Annotated in this window: 19 protein-coding genes; 11 read left to right on the forward strand and 8 right to left on the reverse strand. The window is 62.7% G+C overall.

The window, feature by feature from the left end:
• Positions 1 to 67 precede the first annotated feature (67 nt).
• Positions 68 to 511: a MarR family winged helix-turn-helix transcriptional regulator gene (locus Hrd1104_RS06175; RefSeq protein WP_154551923.1), complete on the forward strand. Its 444-nt coding sequence runs from the start codon at positions 68 to 70 to the stop codon at positions 509 to 511.
• Positions 508 to 1,719, forward strand: a complete 1,212-nt coding sequence (locus Hrd1104_RS06180) for an MFS transporter (RefSeq protein ID WP_229770556.1) — start codon at positions 508 to 510, stop codon at positions 1,717 to 1,719. Before Hrd1104_RS06175 ends, Hrd1104_RS06180 begins: the two co-directional genes overlap by 4 nt.
• On the opposite strand, the gene Hrd1104_RS06185 is transcribed toward Hrd1104_RS06180, so the two are convergent.
• On the reverse strand, positions 1,720 to 3,048 hold the full coding sequence (locus Hrd1104_RS06185; protein ID WP_154551924.1) for a metallophosphoesterase: 1,329 nt from the start codon (positions 3,046 to 3,048) through the stop codon (positions 1,720 to 1,722).
• A 91-nt stretch (positions 3,049 to 3,139) separates the two neighbouring features.
• On the opposite strand from Hrd1104_RS06185, the gene purH reads away from it, so the two are divergent.
• The 5 genes from purH (at position 3,140) to folP (ending at position 10,421) form a co-directional block, all read left to right on the forward strand.
• On the forward strand, positions 3,140 to 4,720 hold the full coding sequence (gene purH / locus Hrd1104_RS06190) for a bifunctional phosphoribosylaminoimidazolecarboxamide formyltransferase/IMP cyclohydrolase (protein ID WP_154551925.1): 1,581 nt from the start codon (positions 3,140 to 3,142) through the stop codon (positions 4,718 to 4,720).
• Between the two features lie 212 nt (positions 4,721 to 4,932).
• Positions 4,933 to 5,595, forward strand: coding sequence for a DUF6612 family protein (locus Hrd1104_RS06195; protein WP_154551926.1), 663 nt, complete (start codon positions 4,933 to 4,935; stop codon positions 5,593 to 5,595).
• A 121-nt stretch (positions 5,596 to 5,716) separates the two neighbouring features.
• Positions 5,717 to 6,544, forward strand: a complete 828-nt coding sequence (locus Hrd1104_RS06200) for a hypothetical protein (RefSeq protein ID WP_154551927.1) — start codon at positions 5,717 to 5,719, stop codon at positions 6,542 to 6,544.
• Positions 6,545 to 6,660: 116 nt separating this feature from the next.
• Positions 6,661 to 7,902: a hypothetical protein gene (locus Hrd1104_RS06205; RefSeq protein ID WP_154551928.1), complete on the forward strand. Its 1,242-nt coding sequence runs from the start codon at positions 6,661 to 6,663 to the stop codon at positions 7,900 to 7,902.
• 80 nt (positions 7,903 to 7,982) lie between these two features.
• The gene (folP, locus tag Hrd1104_RS06210) at positions 7,983 to 10,421 is read left to right on the forward strand and encodes a dihydropteroate synthase (RefSeq protein ID WP_154551929.1); all 2,439 of its coding nucleotides are present in this window, start codon (positions 7,983 to 7,985) and stop codon (positions 10,419 to 10,421) included.
• 22 nt (positions 10,422 to 10,443) lie between these two features.
• On the opposite strand, the gene Hrd1104_RS06215 is transcribed toward folP, so the two are convergent.
• Entirely contained in the window at positions 10,444 to 11,502 is a 1,059-nt protein-coding gene (locus Hrd1104_RS06215) for a glycosyltransferase family 4 protein (RefSeq protein ID WP_154551930.1), read from the reverse strand.
• Between the two features lie 146 nt (positions 11,503 to 11,648).
• Between Hrd1104_RS06215 and Hrd1104_RS06220 the strand changes: the two genes are divergently transcribed.
• Positions 11,649 to 12,623, forward strand: a complete 975-nt coding sequence (locus Hrd1104_RS06220; RefSeq protein WP_154551931.1) for an ABC transporter ATP-binding protein — start codon at positions 11,649 to 11,651, stop codon at positions 12,621 to 12,623.
• A complete protein-coding gene (locus Hrd1104_RS06225; protein WP_154551932.1) occupies positions 12,620 to 13,462 on the forward strand; it encodes an ABC transporter permease subunit in 843 nt (280 codons plus the stop codon). The genes Hrd1104_RS06220 and Hrd1104_RS06225 overlap by 4 nt, the downstream gene beginning before the upstream one ends.
• Before the next feature lie 42 nt (positions 13,463 to 13,504).
• On the opposite strand, the gene Hrd1104_RS06230 is transcribed toward Hrd1104_RS06225, so the two are convergent.
• The 5 genes from Hrd1104_RS06230 to Hrd1104_RS06250 form a co-directional block, all read right to left on the reverse strand.
• Positions 13,505 to 14,563, reverse strand: coding sequence for an NAD(P)-dependent glycerol-1-phosphate dehydrogenase (locus tag Hrd1104_RS06230; protein WP_154551933.1), 1,059 nt, complete (start codon positions 14,561 to 14,563; stop codon positions 13,505 to 13,507).
• Positions 14,564 to 14,811: 248 nt separating this feature from the next.
• Complete coding sequence (locus tag Hrd1104_RS06235; protein WP_154551934.1) at positions 14,812 to 15,792, reverse strand: NAD-dependent epimerase/dehydratase family protein; 981 nt, start codon at positions 15,790 to 15,792, stop codon at positions 14,812 to 14,814.
• A 75-nt stretch (positions 15,793 to 15,867) separates the two neighbouring features.
• Positions 15,868 to 17,349: a glutamate synthase subunit beta gene (locus Hrd1104_RS06240; protein ID WP_154551935.1), complete on the reverse strand. Its 1,482-nt coding sequence runs from the start codon at positions 17,347 to 17,349 to the stop codon at positions 15,868 to 15,870.
• Positions 17,349 to 21,881, reverse strand: coding sequence for a glutamate synthase large subunit (gene gltB / locus Hrd1104_RS06245; protein WP_154551936.1), 4,533 nt, complete (start codon positions 21,879 to 21,881; stop codon positions 17,349 to 17,351). Before gltB ends, Hrd1104_RS06240 begins: the two co-directional genes overlap by 1 nt.
• A 213-nt stretch (positions 21,882 to 22,094) precedes the next feature.
• The gene (locus tag Hrd1104_RS06250) at positions 22,095 to 22,559 is read right to left on the reverse strand and encodes a GNAT family N-acetyltransferase (protein ID WP_154551937.1); all 465 of its coding nucleotides are present in this window, start codon (positions 22,557 to 22,559) and stop codon (positions 22,095 to 22,097) included.
• A gap of 347 nt (positions 22,560 to 22,906) precedes the next feature.
• Between Hrd1104_RS06250 and Hrd1104_RS06255 the strand changes: the two genes are divergently transcribed.
• On the forward strand, positions 22,907 to 25,036 hold the full coding sequence (locus tag Hrd1104_RS06255) for a hypothetical protein (protein WP_154551938.1): 2,130 nt from the start codon (positions 22,907 to 22,909) through the stop codon (positions 25,034 to 25,036).
• On the opposite strand, the gene Hrd1104_RS13065 is transcribed toward Hrd1104_RS06255, so the two are convergent.
• Positions 25,033 to 25,173, reverse strand: a complete 141-nt coding sequence (locus Hrd1104_RS13065; protein WP_195837643.1) for a hypothetical protein — start codon at positions 25,171 to 25,173, stop codon at positions 25,033 to 25,035. The genes Hrd1104_RS06255 and Hrd1104_RS13065 overlap by 4 nt on opposite strands.
• Positions 25,174 to 25,425: 252 nt before the next feature.
• Here Hrd1104_RS13065 and Hrd1104_RS06260 point away from each other — a divergent pair, with 252 nt between their 5' ends.
• A complete protein-coding gene (locus tag Hrd1104_RS06260; RefSeq protein ID WP_154551939.1) occupies positions 25,426 to 26,016 on the forward strand; it encodes a hypothetical protein in 591 nt (196 codons plus the stop codon).
• Positions 26,017 to 26,065: the final 49 nt, after the last annotated feature.

Consider the following 26,065-nt stretch of genomic DNA (forward strand, 5'->3'; position numbering starts at 1 on the left):
GTTGAGACGGCAACCGATCAGTGGACGCTTCCGTGACAATTAAGTTGTGTATACAACTATTTTGGCCATGTCCGATCGTGAGTTCATCGCCTGGCACGTGTCCCTGGCGGGGCGAGCCCTCAGCCGGACGATCGAAGACGAACTGTCGGCATACGATCTGGGCCGCGGCGAGTACCGCGTCCTGTTCGCGCTCACCGAGCGCGAGGGAGTTACGCAGACAGATCTCGTCGAGAAACACCATCTGGAGAAGAGTTCGATCGCCCGGGTCGTCGCCCAACTCGAGTCGAAGGGCTACGTCGAGACACGGCCGGACCCCGAGGATCGTCGCCGAAAGCGACTCTACCTGACAGAAGCCGGCCGTGATCTTCGCGAGGAGGTCACGGCGGTGAAGGATCGCGTCGACTCACAGCTAACCGACGGGCTGTCGCCGACTGAAGAAACCAGGCTCGTCGAGTACCTGCGGACGGTGTGTCGGAATCTGGACGTAGCGTTGCCGGAGGATGAATCGTGACCACGAAATCCATACGGCGTCGTCTCCGGGACCGCATCTCGCTGTCGCCCTCGGCAGGCGCTGCGCTCTGGGTGATCGTCGCCTCGGGGACGCTGACGGTGATGGCGGGGGCGATCCTCGGCCCGGTGGTCAACCAAATCCAGTCCGGGCTTGGCGTCAGTCAGTCCCTGGCCGGGCTCATCATCACGACCCACGGGCTGTTTATCGTCCTCACGAGTCCGATCGCCGGCGTCCTCATCGATCGATACGGTCCGCGAAAACCGTACATCCTCGGGCTGATCGTCTACGCCGTCGCCGGCGGTGCCGGACTCGTCGTCACATCGTTCCCTGTCTTGCTCGTCACGCGGGCAGCCTTGGGCGTCGCCGTCGCCTTCGTCTACACGGGCGTGACCGTTCTCATCTACAATCTCTACGAGGGGAGACGGAAAGACCGCGCGATGGGGCTTCGCGCGAGTGCCAACAGCGTCGGCGCGTCGGTCTGGCCGCTCGTCGGCGGGATCCTCGGGACGCTCTCCTGGCAAGTACCCTTCGGCGTCTATCTCATCGGCCTGCCACTCGGCGTGTTAGCGTTCCTCTTCGTCCCCGAGCCGGCGATGGCGTCGACCAGTTCGGAAACGGACGAGTCAAGCAGTAGTCTCGGAGCGCTCGTGGACGTGATCACGGGGACGCCGCTGCTCGTTTTCGTGTACCTGCTGTACTTCCTGGCGAACGTCCTGCTGTATTCGATCATCGTGTTCTATCCGGGCGTCCTGGCGACCTTCGGCATCGAGTCGTCCTTCCAGATCAGCCTGTATCTCTCGGCGATGGGCGTCGCCGGCGGCGTCAGTGCCGCGCTGTACGATCGGGTCCGGCAACGGTTCTCATACGGGCAATTGGCGCGAATCGCGCTGGTCCTCTGGACGATCGGCTTTGCGATCGTGCCGATCGCGGAATCACCACTCGTCGCTATTCTCCCGGTCGTCCTGTTCGGACTCGGCCAGGGACTGGTCTTTCCGACGGCGATGCTCTGGGTTGAAGAACTGGTCCCACCCGACCGGAAGGGGCAGTTCAGCTCCTACATCGCCATGTTCGGCTACGTGGGACAGTTCCTCTCGCCGGTACTGTTCGGTCCCGTCGCCGCCGGTTTTGGAGTCGCTGCGGTCTTCGGCGTGGCTGCCGGCGTGGTCGCCACGCTTCTTGTCGGAACGACCGTCTGGTATCTAGCCTGATCAAGTGTCGTTCGCTGGCCCGTTGTCCGTCGAGGACTCACCGACAACGACTCGATCAGGGATGTCGGGATCGGGCTCGCGGCCGACGGTCAGCAATCGCTCGGTGAGGGTCAGATCTGCCTTTGCGGGGTCTGGTTTCTCCATCGTCTCGTACTCGACAGCTATCCCCTCCTCGGTCGAAGCGAAGCGAGCGATACTCAACCGGAACGACGGGTGAAACACCGGCGGGAGCAGCCCCGCAATGACGGGACGGCGATGGAAGCGTTTGAGCCACGAACCAGTGTTGACGATCGCCCGGCCGTCGACCGTCTCGACCGAGGGTCGATGGGTGTGCCCGTAGCAGAAGACCGCGATCTCCGGGTTTGCCTCGAAGAGGTCAGTCGCCGCGTCGACGTAGGGCTCGCTCGGGTCGACGGTGAACTCCGTCTCGACGAGGCCAAACCGGTCGATCGTCCGCTTGAAGTCCTGAAGGATGAACCGCGAGGGAATCCAAACGAGAACCAACACGCCCACGATAGCCACGTTGATGGCCAGCACGGCGAGTGCGAGCGTTCCGGCCGACCCCAAGCGGCCGAAGGTACCCTCGATCGTCTGGGTCGGTAGCGACCAGACGCCGACCAGATCGAGGCCGGCGGCGATCGCGACCAGCGCGCTCAAGTTGAACAACAAGAGAAAGGGGACAGCAGCGTACCGGAGGAGGGGATGCATCTCGTTGTAGAAGTACTTCGAGAGGAACCAGACCGGGACGCGCTCGGTCGGGGTCACTGCCTGGATATCTTTCAGCCAGTTGCCTCGTCCGCGGTCGGACACCTGCCCGGCACGACTTGTCACCAGCGTGTTGTAATAGTAGCCTAAGGGCTTCTCGTGGGGATTGCCAAAGTCTTCGAATCGGTTGTTCGGGTCGCGTTGGTTGCCGTGTTCGAAGTATAGCAGGCGGTCATCGATCGAGCGCGTGAGGGACTGGTCCTGGGCGAGATCGACGTTGTAGGCGGCAAATCGCTCGACGTAGGCGTCGTAAGCGGCGAGTTCGTGATCGTGGTTGCCCGGCAGGAGCGTGATTTGAATGTTTTCGCCCGTCGCGCGCAGTTGTTCGAACAGCTCCGGATACCGCTCGACCAGGGCGTCGAACTTCTCGATACCCTCGATCGTGGTGAACTCCCAGAGCCCGAAGGCGTCCCCGTTGATGAGTAATTCGGCGTTCTCGTCGGTCTCTTCTAAGCGTTCGAGGAAGGCGAGCAGCTCGTCGAGAAACTCGACGTGTTCTAACTGTTCGTCGCCACCGATATGGAGGTCGCTGATCGCATAGTAGACCGGTTCGGCGTCGGCCATCGTCTGAGCGTGCGCGCCCAGCCCCAAAACATCTCGGGAGTGGCCTTGGCGATTCGCAACTACTTTGCTGGCGGCCCGCGCCCCATCGCACATGAAGCTCGCCGGAATGGCCTCGAACAGGGGGCGCAACCTGCTGAATATCGCCGACTGCGCGCCGGGTGGAGCGGAGTTCGCCGTCATCCTGACCAACGATGCCGACGCGCCGGTCCTGGAGGAAGCCGCCGACCGTGGTATCCCGACCGAAGTCGTCGAACAGGGCGAGGACGAAAGTCGGGCGGACCACGAACAGCGCGTTCTGGATGCGCTGGCCGACTACGAGTTCGATCTCGTGGCCCTGGACGGCTACATGCGCATCCTCAGCGAGACATTCCTTGAGGGCGCGCCGACGACGTTGAACGTCCACCCCGCACTCTTGCCGGCATTCAAGGGCATGAGTCCCCACGAGGACGTCCTCGATGCGGGCGTCAAGACGACCGGCTGTACCGTCCACGTCGTGGACGATTCTGTCGACGATGGCCCAATCGTCACCCAGGAACCCGTGCCCGTCCACGAGGGCGACTCCGTCGACGATCTCAAGAACCGAGTCCTCTATGAGGCCGAGTTCAAAGCCTATCCGCGCGTGATCGAGTGGTTCGCCGAGGATCGCGTCGAGATCGACTGGGATGCAGGCACGGTCGCCGTCGAGGGCGACGACGGCGGGGCCTATCCCACACGGCGGCTCGATAGCGACGACCGCGTCCGTCAGCTCCGGTACGGCGAGAACCCCCACCAGAACGCCGCCCTCTACGCTGATCGCACCTGCGACGAGGCCAGTGTCGTCCACGCCCCCCAGCGCAACGAGGGCGCCAAGGGCATGGGCTATAACAACTACAACGACGCCGACGCCGCGCTGAACATCGTCAAGGAGTTCGACGAGCCGGCCTGTGCGGTCATCAAACACACCAACCCGGCGGGTTGTGCGGTCGCCGACTCGATCAGCCAAGCCTACGCCGACGCCCTTTCGACCGACCCCAAGAGCGCCTTTGGCGGGATCGTCGCCCTGAATCGGGAGTGTGACGCGGCGACGGCCGAGCAGATCATCGACTCGTTCAAGGAAGTCGTCGTCGCGCCTGGCTACACTGACGATGCACTGGACGTTCTCTTCGAGAAGGACAACCTCCGAGTCCTGGACGTCACAGAGCAGTTCGACCCCACCGAAGCCCTGACCGAGAAGCCGATCGTGGGCGGGCGGCTCGTCCAGGATCGGGACCTGCAGACGGTCACCGCGGACGATCTGGAGGTTGTCACCGAGCGCGAGCCGACCGACGAGCAGATCGAGTCGCTCCGCTTTGCCTGGCAGACCATCAAACACGTCAAATCGAACGCGATCCTCTTCGCGAAAGGCACCGAGACAGTCGGCGTCGGCGCGGGCCAGGTCTCGCGGGTCGATGCGGTCGAAATCGCGAAGATGAAAGCCGACAGCGACGCCGAAGGCAAGGACGCCGAGGGTGCCGTGATGGCCTCCGATGCCTTCTTCCCGTTCCCGGACGGGATCGAGGCGGCCGCCGAGGCAGGTATCGAGGCGATCATCCAACCCGGCGGGAGCGTCAACGACGACGACGTGATCGCGAAAGCCGACGAACTCGATATGGCAATGGTGTTTACGGGATCGCGCGCCTTCCGCCACGATTGAGTCTCGGAACGGGACTGCCCCTCGCGCTGAGACGGCAGCAAAATGAAGTCGTTTTATATAAGCGGACGGAACCGCTTTACGCACGCATGAGACGGAAATCGTTCGCCCTGATAGCCCTCGCAGGACTGTTACTTCTCGCGGGGTGTAGTAGTGGGGCTACGACGACAGACACAGGGTCAGACCAGATAACGAAGGCGGACGTGCTGTCGGCGATGGAGTCGACCGAGACGTTCCACGTCGACTCCAATACGACGACGGAGACGAACGCCAACGGGAGGACCCAGACCCAGACGGTCTTGCTTTCGGGGCAGTTGGATCGAGCCACCGAAGAATTGCAGATTAACCAGACAGTAGAGGCGAGGGGGGCGACTCAAAAGATCGGTATCTACCTGATTGACGGAACTCTCTACCAGCACGGCGCCGCCTACACCGCTCAGTACGGTTCCGAGTGGGTCCAGAGCAATCAGACCACTGGCGTCTTTTCCCAAATTGACTCGCTGAGCCGTCAGCGATCCCTGCTCGCGAACGCGACAGTTACCCGGAACGGCACTGAAACGGTCAAGGGAACCGAAACACACGTACTTGAGGCTGATGTCGACATTGACTCGGCCCAGGCGGCGTTGCAAGCCCAACTCCAACAGCAAGTGCCCGGAAACACCGAACTAAACGTCAGTGACGTGACCCAGCGACTCTGGGTCAACCCGGAGACAAATCGACCGATCAAGACCGTCACAGAAATGGACTACACTGTGAGGATGGCCGGCCAGTCCATCAATCAGTCGATGCAGGCCACGATGACTTTCGACTACGAGCGTTCGGTCTCGATTACTCTACCAGACGGGGCTGAGGACGCAGTCGATATCGCCAATCAGTAGCTGACCGCGACCAGCGACTGAAATTGAGTTTATTTTCAAGCGAGGGTCGTCCACAGAGGGTGGCTCAGAGTTACCCGCGAACAGCCGCGTTTTTATTCACGTAGCTGTGAATGCGACGACAATGAGGAAGTCACGATGGGTGGGCCTCGCGGTGGCAGTGCTGGTCGTCCTCTCTGGTTGTGCCGGCAACTCCGCGACGACCGAGGGGCCACCAGTCACGGCCGAAAACGGGACAGTCCCCGCGGCGGGTGACGTACAGACAGCGGCCCTCTCCGCAATGAGTAGCGTCGATGGGTACACAGCCAACCAGACCACGACGATCGTCCGGCAAACGGACGGGGCAAATCAAACGACAACCGTGTCGGTCAGCTATGCCGTCAACCGGAGCGAGCAAGCCCTCGTTTCGAACCGGTCGACGACCGGCCCCGACGGAACAGCGACCGAAACTCGCTATCTGGTCGACGAAACACTCTACCAACACAGCGAGACATTCACTGCGGAGTACGGCACGGCCTGGATCAGTCGCGACCTTTCGGATAACCCGACTCGGTACTGGGAACTGTCCGATCAACTGTGGCGCTACCAGTTTACGATGGGCAACGCCACGCTCTCGAACGTCAGCACGGCGACCGTCGACGGGAGGGAGACGTACGTCGTCACGGCCAGCGTCGACACGGACGAGCTGAACACCGCACTCAGAGAGTCACTCGATCTCCCGCCGGGAGTCGCGCTCACATCGGAGGGCAACGTGAGCCTCGAAGCGACGTTCTGGATCGATACGGATACGTATCGGCCGGTCCAAGTCGAGCGAACACTCACTGAGACACGAACGAACGACGGGGAGACGGTTCGGGTCACGCGAGACGTAAAGACGAGCCTCGCCTACGGCACTGTCTCCGTGTCGCTTCCTGATGCCGCCGAGAACGCCCAGGCGATCGGCGACCAGTGACCGGCAGTTGGCAGCACCTGAGGGCTGAATCGGGCGCACCTGCGGCGTTCGTGCTTGCTGCCCACTAAAGCGCCTAATTTTATCAGCACGGGGGCAGTTCGAGCGAATACCCAGCGATGACAGCCATTCGACTCGTCGTTGCCCTCCTGGCGGTCCTCGCGGTGGCCGGCTGTCAGGCGCCGATGGCCGAGCCACAACTGGATGGCTCGATTGCCATCGCGGGTGAGAACATCTCAGTGGCACCCGAATCGGTCTATGCCGGCGTTCGGGCTGTCGCAGACGCCGATGTCACGCCGCCAGCGCGCATCAGCGTTCTCCCGAACGCATCGGCGTTTCGATCACTGCCGGGGTTCAGTGCTGGACGTCTCCCTCGGTTCTACGAGGTCGTTGGCTTCCACAACACAACGGTCCCCGATGGCTCGACGCTCGATCGAATGGAGAACGGTGCAACCTATAATACGGGACTGATCTACATCCTCCCAGCACCGGATGGCGATCCCGGGAGCACCGAGTGGGTGCTGGCCCACGAGTTCGGCCACTACGTCAATCTGCAACTCGGTCGCGTGGGCGATCTCGGTGCCAAACTGGGGTCTTCGGCGGACGAAGCCTACGTCGCCAGGGCAATCAGAGAAGGGGCGACCGTCTTCACGACGGACACGTACCTGAAACGCTATGGTAACCGCACCGAGCCGACAGCCCCGATGTACGAACGGCTCATCGGGACCCTTCCGGCCGGAGAGTATGCCCGATTCGGTCTCAGCAAGTACGTCCACGGCTATCGATACGTGTCGAGTCGGGTCGAGGACCCGAGTGGACTCGATAACGTCTTCGAACAGCCGCCCACGACCAGCGAACAACTGCTACACGGGTATGCTCCCGGCGAGGAACCGCCCGCAGAATTGAACGTGACAGTCGAAGCGACTGAGACATGGGGCGTCAGTGGGACCGATCGCCTTGGCGAAGCCTTCGTCCGGTACGCCTTAGAGAACGGCGTGGACAGCCAACGGGCGGCCGATGCCGCGGCCGGGTGGGGCGTCGATCGGTTGTACTATCTCAGGCCCGCGAGCGGCGGCAATACGTCCTACGCTTGGACCTTCCGGTGGGACGACGCGGCCAATGCCAGTGCGTTCGAGCGCACGGTCGAGGTGTATTTCGAGGAACGCGCCGACAGGCACGAAACGGGCTGGAAGCTCGCCAACACCTTCGCATCCGTCCGAGAACCGACCGATCGGACGACGGTCCTCCTGTTCGGGAACCGGTCTCTCGTATCCGAAACGGAGAGTACCGCGACAGGACAGGGCCAGGTGCACATCGGCCTCCCGGAGAAACCGAGCGTTGATGGGGAAGCCAGTCAGTGAGCGGACAATCCGACGGACCCACGCGACGGCCGAGAGACGACTCCGATAGGCTAAAGCGCGCCCGGCCGATGCCAACAAGCATGCCCTATCACGAAGCGGCGAACTTTCTTTTCGACCTTCGCCGGTTCTCGCCGCGGCCGGGGACCGAAGCGACTCGGGAGTTGCTCGCCCACCTGGGTGACCCCCAGGAGTCGCTGACTGCCGTCCAGATTGCTGGCTCGAACGGGAAAGGCTCTACTGCCCGGATGCTCGAATCGATCCTGCGCGAAGCTGGCCTCGACGTGGGGCTCTACACGTCGCCACACCTCGAAGACGTTCGTGAGCGGATCACGGTCAACGGACGAAAGATCTCGACGGCAGCGATCAGTACGTTCGTCGAAGCCGTCGAGCCGTACGTGACCGAACACGCGGCGTCCGGCGACGCACCGACGTTCTTCGAGACGATGACAGCCCTGGCGGTGTGGGAGTTTAGCCGCCGGGACGTCGACGTTGCCATCTTAGAGGTCGGTATCGGCGGGCGTCACGACGCCACCAGCGTCGTCGATCCCGTCGGGAGTGCCCTCACCAGCGTCACGCTCGAACACACTGACTTCTTGGGCGAGACCATTCCCGAGATCGCCCGGGACAAGGCCGCCGTCGCCCCGGACGATGCGGCCCTCGTGACGGCCGCCACCGGCGAGGCACTGGCGACGATCGAAACCGAAGTCGACGACGTGTGTCGCGTCGGCAGGGACGACGACGCAGCGATCACAGTCGAGTACGATGGTCGTGAGGGACTCCGAAGCGTCGTCTCCCTGTCGGGACCGGACTGGTCGGTCGAGACGCGTCTCCCACTGCTGGGTGCCCATCAGGCCCAAAACGCCGGTGTCGCCGCAACGCTCGCCCGCCAGGTTGCCGACGTGACAGAGACAGCGTTGGCCGCTGGGCTCGGCCGTGCCACCTGGCCCGGTCGCTTCGAAGTACTCGGCCAGGAACCGCTGGTCGTCCTCGACGGCGCACACAATCCCGGCGGGTGTGAACGCGTCGCTGAAACCCTCGAGGACTTCGAGTACGACGATCTGCACCTCGTCGTCGGCGCGATGTGTGAGAAAGACCACCGTGGAATGGCCACCGCGCTCCCAGCCGCCGATCAGGTGACGGCCTGTGAACCCGCGATCGATCGTGCGGAAGACGAGGCTGTCCTTGCGCGGGCCTTCAGTGAGCAGACAGACGCGACCGTCCGGACCCGGTCTGACGTGGCTGGAGCGCTCGACGACGCCATCGAGGGGGCCGACCCCGACGACGCCGTCCTCGTCGTCGGCTCGCTGTACGCCGTCAGGGAGGCACGGACTCGCTGGACGCGCTCGACGATCCCAAAGCGGGTCGAATCGCTTTCGGCAGGGGCAAAGACCCTCGAAGACGCCCATGTCACCGAGGCAGGCGTCCGTCACATGCGCGGGAAGGCAGCCCATCGAGTGCTCAAGACGCGGGTCCAGCCCCGACAGGCCCAGTCTCTCAAGGAAGCGCTACTGGCCGTGGGCGGGGAGTGTGCGATTTCCGGCCTGGCCGAGCAGGAGCAAGAGCGTGCAGACGTTGTGATGATGGGCACACTCGAACAGTTCCAGCGACTGACGGCGAGGCTGGCCGACCAGCCCGACGGGCTCGGGCCGCTTGCCGACCAGCTCCGGGACACGCTCGGGTTCGGCCCCGCGGACGACACCGCCGAGTATCCATGGAGTGACGGGACGGCAGTCATGGGGATTCTCAACGTCACGCCGGACAGCTTCCACGACGGCGGGGAGTACAACGCCGTCGAGGACGCACTGGCCCGCGCCGAGGAGATGATCGAGGCAGGCGTCGATATCGTCGACGTGGGCGGTGAGAGTACGCGTCCGGGGGCCGAGCCGGTCGCCGTCGAGACCGAGCGCGATCGCGTCGTCCCCGTGATCGAGGCGCTCGCCGAACGGGACGTGTCCGTCTCGGTCGATACCCGGAAAGTCGACGTCGCAGCGGCTGCCCTCGAAGCGGGGGCCGACATCCTCAACGACGTCTCCGGGCTGGACGATCCTGGCATGGCCGAGCTGGCTGCCGAACACGACGCGCCGGTGGTCGTGATGCACAGTATCGATACGCCGGTCGATCCGGACCACGAGGTCCATTACGACGACGTGGTCGAGGATGTGATCGACGAAGTGACCGAACGCATCCTCCAAGCCGAGAGGGCGGGTCTGGATCGATCCCAGATCCTCGTCGATCCCGGGCTCGGGTTCGGCAAGACGCCCGCCGAGGACTTCGAAATCCTCGATCGGCTGGGAGAACTCGAGGCCCTGGGCTGTCCGATCCTAGTCGGGCACTCTCATAAGTCGATGTTCGGCCTCGTCGGCCGGGACGCCGACGAGCGGTACGATCCGACAGTCGCTGGGACGGCCGTCGCAACCGAGCGTGGCGCGGACGTGATCCGTGTCCACGACCCAGCAGCCGGGGTTGCTGCCGTCGACGTCGTCGAGGCTGCGGCCGATCCCGACGCGTTTTCGGAGTGAAAAGCGCCCTCTCCGTCGGCGCTCAAAACAAGCCGTGTGCGGCGATGACGTCGCGGTAGACGTCGAGATACGCGTCGACGACAGCCGCGTGGTCGTAGGATGCAAACGAGTCGTCGAACGACCAGCGTTCGAGACTCCCCGACTCGACGATCGCGTCGGCCAGTTCCTGTGGGTCGGTCACCCGGAAGCTGCGGTGGTGGTTCTCGATGAGTTCGTGGGCGCTGGAGTTGGCCTGGTACTCGACGATGCCAACGGACCCGGCCCCAAGCGCCCAGAGCAACTCGGTGGCGAAGTACTCCCGGTAAGCAGTGTGGACGAAGGTGTGGGCTCCTCGATAGATCGCGACGCGTTCCTCCCGAGAGACCTCCCCGACGAAGGTGATCCGGTCGTCGATCCGCAGGTCTGTGGCCTGGCGCTCGTAGTCGTCCCGGAGCGGCCCGTCGCCGACGATCGTTGCCGACCAGTCCCGGTCGCGCAACTCCGCTAAGGCCAACAAGAGACTGTCGACGTTGGCACTCTCGTCGAGCCGATGGGCGAAGGCGACTTCGACTGGCTCGGCTGGGTCGACCGATTGCACCAGCGAGAGGTCGATCCCGTTGGGGATCTGTTCGGTCCGGCCGTCGTCGATCCCGCGCTCACGGACCTGGGTCCGGACGAGTTCCGATGGCGTGATCACCGCTGCCGCTTCCCGGAGTGACTGAGTGACGGTCCGTGAGTCGGCCAGCCCCTCGTCGCCGTACCACTCGACGATCAGCGACGCACGGGCGAGCGTCCCACCGGTCGAGGCCCCGAAGACCGCTGCTGGCGGGCGCGGGGCGACGTGGATCACGTCCGGGCGATGCCGAGCCAGCAATACTGGGAGCCGGGCCGCAAACGACGTCCGGGCCGGCGAGACCGTCACCCCGTGATAGGTCACGCCGTCGATCGTCCGCTGGTCGTCGTACTCGTCCCACCAGGCGGCACAATAGACGGTGACGTCGTGGCCGCGATCGGCCAGCTGGTGAGCGACGCGCTCGAGGCGACGTGTTCCCTCGGTGTCCCGATGACGGGTCGTCGTCATCGACACGAAAGCGACCCGCATACTCGCCGTGAGAACGCCGGCTCTCAAAAACCCCCCGTCTTCCCCACGGGCGAGGCGCTGTCAGGCCACTGGAGAGGACACACTGGTCAGTTTCACACTGTGAACATCGAGGGGAAGTATTTTCATCTCGACGGAGAGTTTCCGGTATGACCGCCATCGAAATTGAAAATCTCACGAAACGGTATGGATCGGAACCCGATGCCGTCCAAGCACTGGACGGACTGGACCTCACCGTCCGGGAAGGCGAAGTGTTTGGCTTTCTCGGCCCGAACGGGGCTGGAAAGTCCACGACCATCAACATTCTGCTGCACTTCATCGATGCGACGGACGGAACGGCGACCGTCTTCGGCCACGACGTCGGCGAGGAGTCCATGGCCGTTCGATCGAAGACCGGCGTCCTGCCGGAGGGATTCGAGGTGTTCGACCGGCTCACGGCTCGGGAACATCTGGAGTGGGTGATGGACGCCAAGGGTGTCGAGGACGACGCCGACGCAATTCTCGAAACGGTCGGGCTCAGCGATGCTGTCGATCGGCAGGCCGGTGGCTTCTCGAAGGGCATGGGCCAGCGGCTGGCCCTCGGGATGGCACTGGTCGGCGATCCAGATTTGCTAATTCTGGACGAACCGTCCTCGGGGCTGGATCCGACGGGGATGCAAGACGTTCGGAATATCATCCTCGACCTCGCAGAGCAGGGGACGACCGTCTTCTTCTCGAGTCACATCCTCGCCGAAGTCGAGGCAGTCTGTGATCGCGTCGGCATCCTCAATCAGGGCGAACTCGTCGCTCTGGATACGATCGAAGCCCTCCAAGAGCGTGACAGCGGCGTCGAAACGATCGAAGTGACGGTCGAAACGGTCCCGGAGACGGAAGGGATAGACGAGTTCGACGGCGTACAGCGCGTCAACACCGATGGGGACACCGTGATCGCAGTCTGTGCGGACACGACAGCCAAAGTCGACGTCGTGCGCTGGCTGGACGAACGGACAACGGTGACGGACATCATCTCCGAGGACACGTCTCTGGAAGAACTCTTCCACCGGTATACCGGGGAGGATCCCACGAACGAGCAGCCAGCAAAGACGCCGGAGACGCCGGCCGAGGCCACGGGGGCAAGCCAATGAGTCTCCTCGCCGTCGCGCGACGGGACTTCCTTGACGTCCGACGGGCCAAACTCGTCTGGGCCCCGGTCGCGCTGTACACCGCGTTCATGCTGCTGTTCTTCTGGGGCCAGAGTACCTCCGCTGACCCGGACTTTTATCCGATTATCTGGGGCCTCGTCGGTCTCGGTGGCGTCCTGCTCGTGCCATTGATCGCGCTGGTCGCCGCGTACCTCTCGATCGCTGGGGAACGGGAGTCCGGGCGGATCAAGTTCACGCTCGGCGTTCCCGTCAGTCGGACGGCGGTCATCGGGGGGAAGCTGCTGGCCCGTGGGGCCGTCGTCTTGCTCGGGCTCGCTGTCTCGCTGGCGCTGGTCGTGCCGATCGCGATGGTCTTCGTTCCCGAGATGACGATCGAATACGGCGATTATCTGGTCTTTGCAGCCATGACACTCGCGTACGCGCTGGCGTACGTCTCGGTGGCCGTCGGAATCTCGGCGGTCACGGCCAGTCGATCGCGGGCGATGGCCGCCGGGATCGGGTTCTTCTTCGTGTTCAACATCGGCTGGAACTTCCTCCCGGTCAACCCGATGCAGATGATCGAGTTCGTCCTCGATCAGTTCGGGATGACGGCACCCGAGGAAGTGCTCGAACTGGTCTTCAGCCTCAGCCCGACCGGGGCCTACCTGAACGCGACCAAGCTCTACATGCCAAACCGGTTCCTCGAAGGGGTCGGCAACGTCGTACTCAGTGACCCGCCGTTTTACATCCAGGGCTGGTTCATGGTCGTCATTCTGGCCGCCTGGATCGTCGTCCCCCTCGTACTGGCCAACTGGCGGTTTTCGAGGGCTCAGCTCGGGTAGTTTCGGGGCCGAGATCGGAGCCCGGACAGACTGGCGCTCCGCTCAGATAACGCCGGTCACTTCGGCGGCTTCCCGTGCAGCGGGCTCGCTCATCCCGTTCCCGAGGATCGTATAGCGGTCACGGATCTCGTGGGCGGTGGTCAACGCCTCGATGACCGTCGCGTCGTCGATACCCAATTCTGCGGCAGTCGTCGGCGCACCGATGTGGACCAGTGCATCCCGAATGTCCCGCCATTCTCCATGCTCGCCGCTGTGGAGGTATTCGACCATGATCGAGCCGACGCCGACCTGATGGCCGTGCAAGGCCGCGTCTGGAACGAGGCGGTCAAGCTGGTGAGAGAACAGGTGTTCGGCCCCCGATGCCGGCCGGGAGCTACCCGCGATGGACATCGCAACCCCTGAGGAGACTAAGGCCTTGAGGACCACCCAGGCGGATTCTTCGAGACCCTGTTTGATCGAACCGGCTTGATCGACCAGTAGCTCGGCAGTCATCCGGGAGAGAGCACCGGAGTACTCCGAATAGGTTACGTTCTGGAGGCGTTGGGCGAGTTGCCAGTCCTTGACGGCCGTGTAATTAGAGATGATGTCGGCACAGCCGGCCGTCGTGAGACGCCAGGGGGCATCCGCGAGAATACCGGTATCAGCCACGACAGCGACTGGGGGATTCGCTGCGACACTGTGGCGCGTCCCATCTTCCGGAACCGAGGCGCGGCCGCTGACGATGCCATCGTGGCTGGCTGCAGTGGGCACTGAAACGAAGCCCGTTCCGAGTTCGTCGGCAGCCATCTTCGTGATGTCGATCGGCTTGCCCCCGCCGACGCCGATCAGGTAATCGGCCTCGGCGTCTTCGGCAGCGTCGATGACTCGCTGGACGGCCTCGAAACTCGCCTCCTCGATGATCGTCACTGCGGGGTCGTGACCTCGCTGTTCGAACTGTTTGCGGACCGTCTGACCGGCGACTTCGTTGGGAATCTCGCCGGTCACGATCAGCGGCCGACCGGAGAGGTGAAGCTCCTCGACAGCTTCTGCGGTCCGTCCGAGGACGTCGTGACCCACGAGGACGTTCCGGGGCAGGCGAATCCAGATCGACTTCTCGAACATGTCCCGACCGTCGCCGCCGGTGCTCATAATCCTTTGCCGTCACGAGACGATCCGGCCCGGACTGTCACTTGGCCACGTCGGCCCGCTCGGTCATCGTGTCGAGCGCTCTCTGCGCCCAGTCATCCCAGGCGAACCCACGATCGGCCATGCACGTCTCCGGGAGACTGGAGGACAAAAGCCAGCCGACGTACCTTATGCTATCACGGGGCGTCCGTCGCGTGGACGGGTTTTCGGTCGCTCGCGATCACTCATCGAGAGCCGATGACCATCTCGATGGATTCGCGATCCGGACCCTCGGCCTGTCCCGTTCGATCGCTCTCGCGGTGCTCGGCGACGGTCGCCGCAAGCGCCTGCTCGTGTGGCGTCGACTCCCACCCCAGAGCCTGAAGTTTTGCCGTCGAGAGCAGATGTGGCTGGTCGCGATACAGTGGGAAGTCCTCGGGGGCGACCATTCCCGCGGCGAGTTCGTTCCCGCTCACGCCGACCGGGCGGGCGTTGCGGTCCATCGCATCGGCGATCAACTCGACCCACTGACCCAGCGTCGGAGCGTGGCGATCACCGACGTTGTAAGCCTCGCCCGCCTCGCCGCGTTCGGCGACGATCCGGAGTGCGCTTGCGACGTCCTCGACGTAGGCGAACTGCCAGAGACTGAGGCCATCGCCCGGCACGGCGACCCGATCGTAGGAATCGACGCGATGCAACCAGTAGTCGAATCGCTCGGTATAATCGTACGGCCCGTAGACGACCGTCGGGCGGACGCTCAGTGCCCTGACGCCATCCTCGGCGGCAGCGAAAACCGCACGGTCGCCCTCGGCTTTGCGGTTGCCGTAGGTGCGTGCGGAGTCGTCGGTCGCCTGCTCGTCGGTACACGGCGAAAGGGGCGTCTCGGCTTCCCGTTTCGGGACCCGCTCTTGGCCGTAGGCCGACCCACTGGAGACGTAGACGTAGGCTTTGGCGTCGGCGAAGACGTCGGTCGCGACGCGGACGTCTCGCGGGTGGTAGGCCACGCAGTCGATGACGACGTCGGGATCGATCTGTTCTCGGGCGGCTTCGAGGGCGTCGTCGTCGGTCCGATCGCCCTGGACGTGCCTGACGCGATCGTCCCCCTCGAAGGGGTTCGCGTGGCTCCCCCGGTTGAACAGCGTCACGTCGTAATCGTGATCGAGAAATTCCGTGACGGTATGGCGGCCGATAAATCGCGTGCCACCGATGACGAGTACGTCGTCCATGGCTCACTGCTGGGCCGGGCCAGACAAACCCGTGTCGTTCCCCTCACCAGCGGGACCGCGATTGGACCACTGCCCTCACATCGAGACGATGGGTTCGTTCGATGTCTCCAGACTCGGAGGCAAGTCGGTCTCACCGGTCAGATGCAGGTCGACGTGGCGGGCGACGTCTCGCCCGCTGCCGATCGCCCAGACGATCAGGGATGGGCCCATCTCGGCGTCACCGGCCGCGAAGACACCATCGACGTTGGTCATCATCGTCTCGTCAGTTGCGAGCGTGCCGTCGTCGTTGATAGCCACGCCGAGCGGTTCGAACGGGCTAGATTCGGGGGCTTCGAACCCGACTGCCAGCACGACGAGATCGGCGTCGATCTGGACGTTTGACTGCGTGACAGTCTTCTGTGGCGGGCCGGCCCCGCCTTCTTCCCACATGATGCGGTCGGCGAGGATCGCATCGACGCTTCCATCGCCGTCCTGATCGACGAACTCGTTGGTATCGACGCAGTACTCTTCGACGGCACCCTCTTGTTGGGCGTAGGTCTTCTTGTAGGTCTGGGGCTGGTCCGGCCAGGGGTTGTCAGGCGGCCGCTCGACTGGCGGTTTGGGCAGCAGTTCGATCTGGACAACCTGCTTGGCACCCTGTCGGTGGGCGGTCGCAACACAGTCGGCACCAGTGTCGCCACCGCCGAGCACGACGACGTTTTTCCCCTCGGCGTCGATGTCCGGACCCGGCACGTCTTTCCGGGCGTTGCGGCGGTTCTGCTGGGTCAAGTAGTCCATCGCGAAGTGGATCCCGTCCAGATCCCGGCCCGGCAGGTCGAGATCGATCGGTTTCTGAGAGCCGACGGCGACGACCGAAGCGTCGAAGTCGTCTTCCAAACGCTCGACCGGCACGTTCCCGCCGACCTCGGCGTTCGTCTCGAAGGTGATCCCTTCCGCACGAAGTTGGTCGACACGGCGCTGTACGCGGTGTTTTTCGAACTTCTGGTCGGGGATACCGTAGCGCATCAACCCACCGACTTCGTCGGCACGCTCGAAGACCGTCACGTGATGGCCCGCACGGTTGAGTTGCTGGGCGGCCGAGAGACCGGCCGGACCGCTCCCCACGACCGCGACCGCGTAGTCGCTCCGAGTCTGGGGCGGTTCGGGTTCGATCCAGCCTTCCTCCCAGCCTCGATCGACGATCGCCCGCTCGATGGACTTGATCGTCACCGGGTCGTCGTTGTACGCGAGCACGCAGGAGTTCTCACACGGTGCCGGACAGTTGTAGCCCGTAAACTCCGGGAAGTTGTTGGTCGCGTGCAGGCGTTCGAGTGCTTCCTTCCAATCCGAGCGGTGGACGAGGTCGTTCCAGTCGGGAATGATGTTCCCGATCGGACAGCCACTCATACAGGTCGGCGTCCCGCAGTCCATGCAGCGTTCGCCCTGCTCTTTGAGGTGGTCTTCGTCCCACTCCGATTCCCACACTTCCTCGTAGTCCTGCTTGCGTTCCTCGGGGTCGCGCTTGCCGATCGGTTGGCGACGGTGGCGACGGTACCCGCCGGGATGGCGTTCGGCCATCAGTCATCACCCTCCGTTGGGAACGAAGGGGTCGATGGTTTCGGCGGCGGCGACGCCCGCACGTCCTCGCCGTCTTCGAGCTGTTCCTCGACGACGGCGGCGAAGGCGTCGGGCATTACCTTCACGAACTGGGAGACGTAGGTGTCCCAGTCGGCCAAGATCTCCTCGGCGCGCTCGCTGTCGGTGTAGCGGGCGTGATTTTCGACCAGCCGCCGAACCATCTGGCGGTCGCGCTCGTCTAGTTCCGCAAGGTGGACCATATCGTGATTGACGCGTTGGTCGAAGTCACCAGCCTCGTCTAAGACGTAAGCCTCGCCGCCGGACATCCCGGCCCCGAAGTTCTTGCCCGTCTCGCCGAGGATCACGGCGACGCCGCCGGTCATGTACTCACAACCGTGATCGCCGACACCCTCGACGACGGTCTTGACGCCGGAGTTGCGGACGGCAAAGCGCTCGCCGGCCTGGCCGTTGAAGTAAGCCTCGCCGTCGGTTGCGCCGTACAGCGCAACGTTGCCGGCGAGAATGTTCTCACTGGCCGCGTAGCCGGCTTCGGCCGGCGTCTCGACGATCAGTTTCCCGCCCGAGAGCCCCTTCCCGGCGTAGTCGTTGACGTCTCCCGTCATATCGATCGTCACGCCGGGGGCCAAGAACGCGCCGAACGATTGGCCACCGGTGCCGTCGAGATCGAGCCTGACGGTATCGTCTTCCAGTCCGTCTTCGCCGTGGGCCTTCGAGAGTTCGGCACTCAACATCGTACCGACGGTGCGATCCTCGTTGGTGACACGCGCCTCGATGTCGACGTCGTCGCCACGCTTGACGGCCGGCTGTGCCTGGGCGATGAAGTCGTTGTCGATCTTGTCGGCGAGCTTGTGATTTTGCCCCCGCGTCTTCCGGCGGTCGTCCTCGCTGTCGGGTCGCCAGAGCAGTTCCGAGAGGTCGACGTGCTGGGCGCGCGGGTGATCGACGTCTTTCTGTTGAAGGAAGTCGGTCTGACCGATCAACTCGTCCATCGTCTCGACACCGAGTTCGGCCATGATCTCCCGCACTTCCCGGGCGATAAAGCGCATGTAGTTGGCGACGAATTCGGGGTCACCCGGGAAGTTGTCTCGCAGCTCCTCGTCCTGGGTCGCGACGCCGACCGAGCAGGTGTTGCAGTGGCACTTCCGGAGCATCACACAGCCACAGGTGATCAGCGGTGCCGTCCCGAAGCCGTACTCCTCGGCCCCGAGCAGTGCCGCAATCGCGACATCGCGGCCGGTCTTGAGCCCGCCGTCGACCCGGACGCGGATACGCGACCGAAGGTCGTTGTCCAGCAGGATCTGGTTGGCCTCGGCGATGCCAAGTTCCCAGGGGAGGCCGGCGTTCTTGATCGAGGTCTTTGGCGAAGCCCCGGTCCCGCCCGACTGGCCCGAAATCAGAACGGCGTCAGCCTTGCCTTTGGCGACGCCCGCGGCGATGATCCCCACACCGGCCTCACTGACGAGCTTGACGTGGACGTCCGCGTCGCGATTCGCGCACTTCAGGTCGTGGATGAGCTGGGCGAGATCTTCGATCGAGTAGATATCGTGATGGGGCGGCGGCGAGATGAGCGGGACGCCGGGCGTCGTCGAGCGTGTCTCGGCGATCAACTCGCTGACCTTCTCGCCGGGTAGGTGGCCGCCCTCGCCGGGCTTTGAGCCCTGGGCCATCTTGATCTCTAAGTGCTCGGCGTTGACGAGGTAGTTCGAGTCGACACCAAAGCGGCCGGAAGCGACTTGCTTGTCCGCACACTCGCGTTCGGTCCCGAACCGGTCGGTCGGTTCCCCGCCCTCGCCCGTCGAGGCGAACCCGCCGACGCGGTTCATGCCCGCGGCGAGGGTCTCGTGGGCCTCCGGGCTGATCGACCCGAAGGACATCGAGGAACTGAAAAACCGTTGGGTGATCTCCTCGACGGGTTCGACGTCTTCGATCGGGATCGACTCCCGGTGGTCGGTGTCAAAGTCGAGCAAGCCCCGCAGGGTCTGGAGGCGCTCGTTTTGCTCGTTGATCATCCCCGCAAACTCCTGGTAGGCCTCGTAGTCGCCGTGATTGGTGGCGTACTGGAGTTTGCCGATCGTGTTGGGGTTCCACTGGTGGAACTCCCCGTCCCGTCGCCAGTACAGTTCCCCACCCTGCTCGAGTTCGAGATTGCCAGCCACCGACGCCTCGAAGCCGTTCTGGTGGCGTTCGAGGACGTCTGCTTCCAGTTGTTCGAGGCCGATACCGTCGGTCCGATTTTCCGTTCCCTCGAAGTATTCGGCGACGAAATCGCTGTCCAGGCCGACAGCTTCGAAGATTTGGGCACCCTTGTAACTCTCCAGGGTCGAAATGCCCATCTTGGCCATGACCTTCTGGATACCGTCTTCGATGGCGTGGCGGTACTGCGCTAAGGCCGTCTCTCGGTCGACCTCGAGCGTGCCGTCGTAGACGAGTTCCGCGATCGATTCGTAGGCCAGGTACGGCGTCACGGCGTCGGCACCGTATCCCACCAGCGTCGCAAAGTGGTGGACGGCGTTTGGTTGGCCGCTTTCGAGGACGATGCCAGCGTGCGTTCGGAGCCCCTCACGGACCAGGTGGTGGTGGACGCCGCCGACCGCGAGCAGGCTCGGGATCGGGACCCGATCCGGGCCGGTCGCTGCGTCCGAGAGGATGACGATTTCGGCCCCGTCTTCGATCGCCTCGCGAGCGGCGGTGCGGACATCTTCGACGGCCGCTTGCAAGTCAGTCTCGTCGGGATCGTAGGTGATGTCGACCGATTCGGACCGGATACCGTTTGCCTCGATGTCGGCGATTTTGGCGTGTTCGTCCCGTGAGAGAATCGGCGAATCCAACGCCAGCTGCCGGCAGTGCTCGGGTGTCTCGGCGAGCAGGTTGTTCTGGCGGCCAATGTGTTGTTGGAGCGAGGTGACCGTCTCCTCGCGGATGTAGTCGATCGGCGGGTTCGACACCTGGGCGAACAGTTGCTTGAAGTACGTAAAGAGGGTCTTGTTCCGACTCGAAAGGACCGACAGCGGGGTGTCGTTACCCATCGCGCCGATCGGGTCTTTGCCTTCGGCAGCCATCGGCTCGATCAAGCGCTCGACGTGATCGAGCGTGTACCCGAAGGCACGCTGGTAGGTGGTAATGTCTTCCTCGACGTAGCTTGGCGGCTCGACGTCGCCGGGGTCGACGTCCGCGAGCGTGACGCGGTTCGCTTCGAGCCAGTCGCCGTATCGGTCGTCGGTCAAGCGATCGAAGATCTCGTCGTCGGGGACGATCCGCCCTTCCTCGGTGTCGGCGTAGAACATCTGACCCGGTTCGAGGCGATCTTTGCGCTCGACCCGCGAGGGGTCGACCTCGATCGCACCGGTCTCGCTGGACATAACCAGCCGATCGTCCTCGGTGACGAGGTACCGACAGGGACGCAGGCCGTTCCGATCGAGAATCGCACCGACGTTTTGCCCGTCGGTAACGGCCACGAGCGCGGGGCCGTCCCAGGGCTCGTTGATGGTCGAGTGATACTGATAGAAGTCTTCGCGGTCGGCCGCGAGTGTCGGCGACTCCTCCCAGGCCTCGGGTACGAGCATCCGCAAGGCGTGGGGCAGCGACCGGCCACCTTCGACGAGCAATTCGAGAACGTTGTCGAGGACGGCCGTGTCACTCTGGCCCTCTTCAGTAATCGGTTTGAGCTTCTCGATGTCGTCGCCAAACACCGGGCTTTCCAGATCGGCTTCCCGAGCCTGCATCCAGTTGAGGTTCCCGCGAAGGGTGTTGATCTCGCCGTTGTGGATGATGTTCCGATAGGGATGGGCGAGCTCCCAGGCACCCAGGGTGTTCGTCGAAAACCGCGAGTGGACGAAGACGAGGCTGGTCTCGACGCGCTCATCGGAGAGATCTTCGTAGTAGGTCCGAACCTGCGCGTTGGTCAACAGCCCCTTGTAGACGAGCTTCTGGCGATCGAGCGAGCAGATATAGAACCGGTCGTGGCCGGCAGGTTCGGTCGATTCGACCCGGTTCTCGATGACGTTCCGGAGCACGTACAGCGCCGTATCGAGTTCCTCAGTGGAGAGATTCGCTTGCGGTCGAACGAAAAACTGCTGGACGTCTGGTTCACTGTCCAGCGCTGTTTCCCCGAGTCCTTCGTTGTCGGTCGGCACCGAGCGCCAGGCGACGACCTCGAACCCCTCGTCGACGACGGCAGCCTCGATGGTCGCTCGGAGCTCGTCGGTCGAACGGTCCTTGGGAAAGAACACCTGCCCGACACCGTAGTCGTCGAAGTCGCCGAGCCCATCGATCTCCTCAGCGAAGAAGCCATGTGGCTTTTGAATCATGATCCCGGCCCCGTCACCGGTGTTTTCCTCTGCCCCCCGTGCGCCCCGGTGGTCGAGGTTCTCCAGCAGCGAGAGGCCATCCGAGATGATTTCGTGTTCCTTCTCACCTGAGAGGTTGAGGAGGACGCCGACGCCACAGTTTGCCTTCTGGGCGGTGGCGTCGGCAAGCCCCCGCTCGGAGACAGATGCGTTTGGATCGCTCATTGTGGACCTAGTTCGTGGATATACGCATAAACAATCGGGTTGCGTGCAGGAATTGCGCGCCCATCTCACGTACTCGGACGTGTGCCCTAGTTTCTCGTCGGGAGTCCACCGATCGTCCCGTTTCGATCGTGGCTCTCGCTGGATTGTCCAGAAACATTCTCGCTGCGGAGAAAACAGCATTATCAACCGGGAAAATCCCCAACACTCGGCCACTCAACGGTCCAGTGATTTCGTCATCGTCTCGGCAGGCAGGCCGCGCCACTCCGTGGCCGATGAGTGTTCGTAGCCGTTCGCTTCGAAGAACTCGAAGGCAATCGTCGGTACTGCAGCCCGAACGGACTGGGCGCCAGCCTGCCCCATCTGCGCTTCGATCCGCTGCAGGAGGACGGTCCCGAAGCCTTCGCGCTCGTACTCGGGGCTCGTGAAGATCCCCCGAACGACCCCCGCATCGGCGGAGAAGACGGCGTAGCTCACTGGCGTGATGGGCGTCTCAGCGACGAGCACTGTCGTCGCGTCTTCGTCGATCCAGGCCTCGAGGGGGTCGTCGGTCCCAACGACTAAATCAGCGTAGACGTCACGATCGTAGACGTCGCTACAGCTGGCCTCGATTGCCTGACTGCGAAGGATCCGAAGTCCGGGCACGTCCCCACGCTCGGCCGCTCGTACGGTGACATCCATTCGTCTGTCCCACCAGTAGCCACCCGAAACGTAAAATCACCATGCCGGCAGCGACGACCCGCTCGTGGCCACGAGGGAGACGACTCACCGCCGGACATTCGTCTCCAGTCTGCCGATTGTCCGACCCAAGTCTGACGGTGATTTATATGCAGTCCACAGCGACGATGTGACGGGGGCACCCGAAACGTCACACGCTCCCCTTCCCTTCGTTCTGAGACCGTGCCGATCGACGAAACTCACCGTCGCTGCGTTCAGCCGTGCGAAGAGTAAGGGAACGCTTTTGATTGCTCTTGTCGAACAGTGTTCCAGATTACGGCCCTCGAAGCCAGTTGTGCCCTCCAGAAAGCATGGACGCCGACGCATCGTTGCCACAGCCGCGATACGAATTGCTCGACGGACCCCCGGGTATCCGATTCGTCGATCCGATCGATGGCGGCCAGTTCTCACTGTTTACCCAAGCGCCGTGTGAGCCAGTCGAGCGATCGACGGACGCCCTCCCGATACCGATCGACACAGCCATCGAGATCGGTACACCGACGCTTCAGACGCCGTATCTCGTCGGCGTCTGGGTTCGGGACAGTGAGTTTACGCTCGTCGATCAGTGTACGGGTGGTGAGACCGTTTCCCTGGAGCACGGGGAGTATATCGTCGAGTTCTCGGCCGTCCAGTTGAAGGTGTATCTCGGGGTCGAGGGTCCCTTCGAGATCGATGCGACCGGCGAGGCAGTGACGTTTTCGTTCGAGCAGGCGTCTGAGGTGGTTCTGGGCGTTCGCTCGTATCACGAGCAGCCAGCCCGTACGATCACGACGACAACGGATCCGCGTGACCTGATGCACGCAATCTCGCAATTTCGTGCGTCGTTGCTGACCAGGAGTCCCGAACGTTCGTTCCCGACCTTACGTGGGCACCCACCGTTGCTCGAACTCGGCGAAGAACTATCCATCCCGGCCGGTTCGGCCCTCTCGGAGCCATCGGCCTTTATCGAAGTACCAGTCAGATGGGATCGCATATTGCCCGTCACGTCGCTGGCGTATTATTTGGATGGGGCAGTAGTTCCCGGCCGGGAGCCGCGACTGGTTGTCGATGGTGAGACGTTTCCCCTCAGTGGTCCGGCGGGATTCGAACAACGCGTCGAAGCCATTCTCAAACACGTCTTCGCGCTCGATTGCATCACGCGCACCGAAGGTCTGTACGACGTCGAGTTGCACGAACGCTCACTCATCGAAGACCGGGTTACCCTCGACTTTGCCGAACTGTACGACGCCCCGATCGCCGACCGAATCTCGGCGTACATGGACGTTCCCTTCGACGTCGTTGCACCGGCAGTCCCCGAGTGGAAACTGACAGCCGATGTCGAGCCCGATCCAGACAATATCCCGGTATTGCCGTTCCTGGCCTCTGATCTCGCCGTTATCCGAGTGCCAGAAAGCGACGACATCGAATCTCGCACCATCGAAGACACGTCGCCGGACATCGAGACGTTCTTCCGGGAAGATCCAGTCTTGGTCCGTGGACAGACGAGTGTCGACCGCTCGAGCGCCACGCCCGAGGGCGCGTCAATCTCGGATCGGGTGTTCCACCCGGAGCCCACCGACAGCCTGATACAGACGTTCGTCGGTGAGGGGATCCCGGTGGGCGCGACGAAGATGACCCCCACGGCGTTTCGCCGACGGCTGGCGTACGAACCAGCCGAACCTGGGCGGATCCAGATCGACGTCGTGAACAACGAGACAGCGATGAGCGAGGAGTCGGCCGTCTCTGACGTTTACGGGACCCGCGAGTGGATCGACTTCGACATTTCTGTCCACACGGAACTGACGAAAGCGGAACTCACCGAGGTCCTCGAAACCGAGACGGACTTCTTCCACTACATCGGTCACGTCGAGGACGAGGGCTTTCGCTGTGCGGACGGCCACTTGGATGCGGAAACGCTGTCCGACATAGACGTCGGGGCGTTCCTGCTCAACGCCTGCAGGTCCTACGACCAGGGACGGGCGCTCGTCGACGCCGGCGCGCTCGGCGGCATCGTCACGCTGGCGAACGTGCCCAACCCCACGGCCACCGAGATCGGAAAGAACCTGGCGCGGTTGTTGAATACTGGGTTCTCGATCGCGAATGCGCGTTCAGTACTGGGGGAAGATGAAAAGTTAGCAAACCGATATTTAGTAATAGGTGACGGAAATGCGAATATCGTGAAGAGTAAGATTGGAAGTCCTGTTCTTATGCAGATTACTGCAACATCGGATGAAACGATCAATTACGATATCAGGGGGTTTCCATCTCCCAACCACTCGGTGGGTGGATTAAGAACCTGGAATGTTGATCTCCCCGTTGGAAATTGTATCAGCCCGATGTATATTACGGATATTGAGATTACAAAAGAGAAATTTAGACGTATCTGCGAAAAAAATGATTCTCCACTAATTTTTGACAGTGAATTGGTGTGGAGTACCGAGTTCCTAAACGGTCGAATTTAAGGGCCTAAAGTAACATCTGCGAAGTCGGCCGAGGCCGCGCCCATCTGTGTCAACAACACGAGCAGCATGAACAGGACGCCGATTAGTCGCGGGTGCTTTGCCAGGAAGGCCGTTTCCGCCGATTCTGATTGGCTCATGGCCGCCTACGGGTTTTTCCAAAAGTCATAGTGTATTTCTAAAGGTATTTAATACTAATATAATTAATATAAATGCAAGATTCGTATAGGATATCCAGCTAATCCACCCAATGTGACAGTATCCCTACTATTTTCAATTATATAAGAGCGAAATGGGGGGTGCCGAAAGGTTCTTAATTGTTAGTAATGTAATCGATCGCAAGGACCAGGGATGACCGAAAAACGCGCAATTCGAAGACGAGAGGGGCACACGTGAGCGACGATCACGCGCCGAAGGGTGGCGACGGGACGGCAGCAAATGTGCTCTGTGCGTGCCCAGCCATCGGGAACGCGAAATCCGATCACTGCCGGGACTTGCTGACGCGGTCCGGACAGCCAGGGACAATTCTTGGCGTGACGATCGCCTCCTCACCCGGGGAGCGCATGAGTGAGTGGAGTGGCGTGATCGATCCCGTGCAAACCGACCTCTCGTTTATCAACGTCTCCGATGGCGGCCGGTCGGCAGCCATGTCGGCTGACGGATTTGGCGGCCAGCACGGCGCGATGGTCAACATGGTCGAAATCGACAGCGTTGACCTCCAGCAGCTCGGGACCCAGATCACAACGCAGCTCGATGAAGCAACAACCGAGCCGGTGGTGCTCTGTCTGGACTCGCTGACGGATCTGTTACAGTTCGGATCCGAGCAGACGATCCATCGCTTCCTCAACGTCATCACGACGCGGGTTGGAGAGGCCGACGCGATCGCCCACTACCATATCGATTCAGAAGGCCACCCCGCCGCGACGATCGAGACGCTGACGCCGCTGTTCGACACCACAATCCAGGGAAACGAATCGCTGTAAGTCACAGTCAAGAGAGGACGTTTCTGTCACACGCACGCAGATCGAAGTG

Source organism: Halorhabdus sp. CBA1104 (assembly GCF_009690625.1).
GTDB lineage: Archaea > Halobacteriota > Halobacteria > Halobacteriales > Haloarculaceae > Halorhabdus.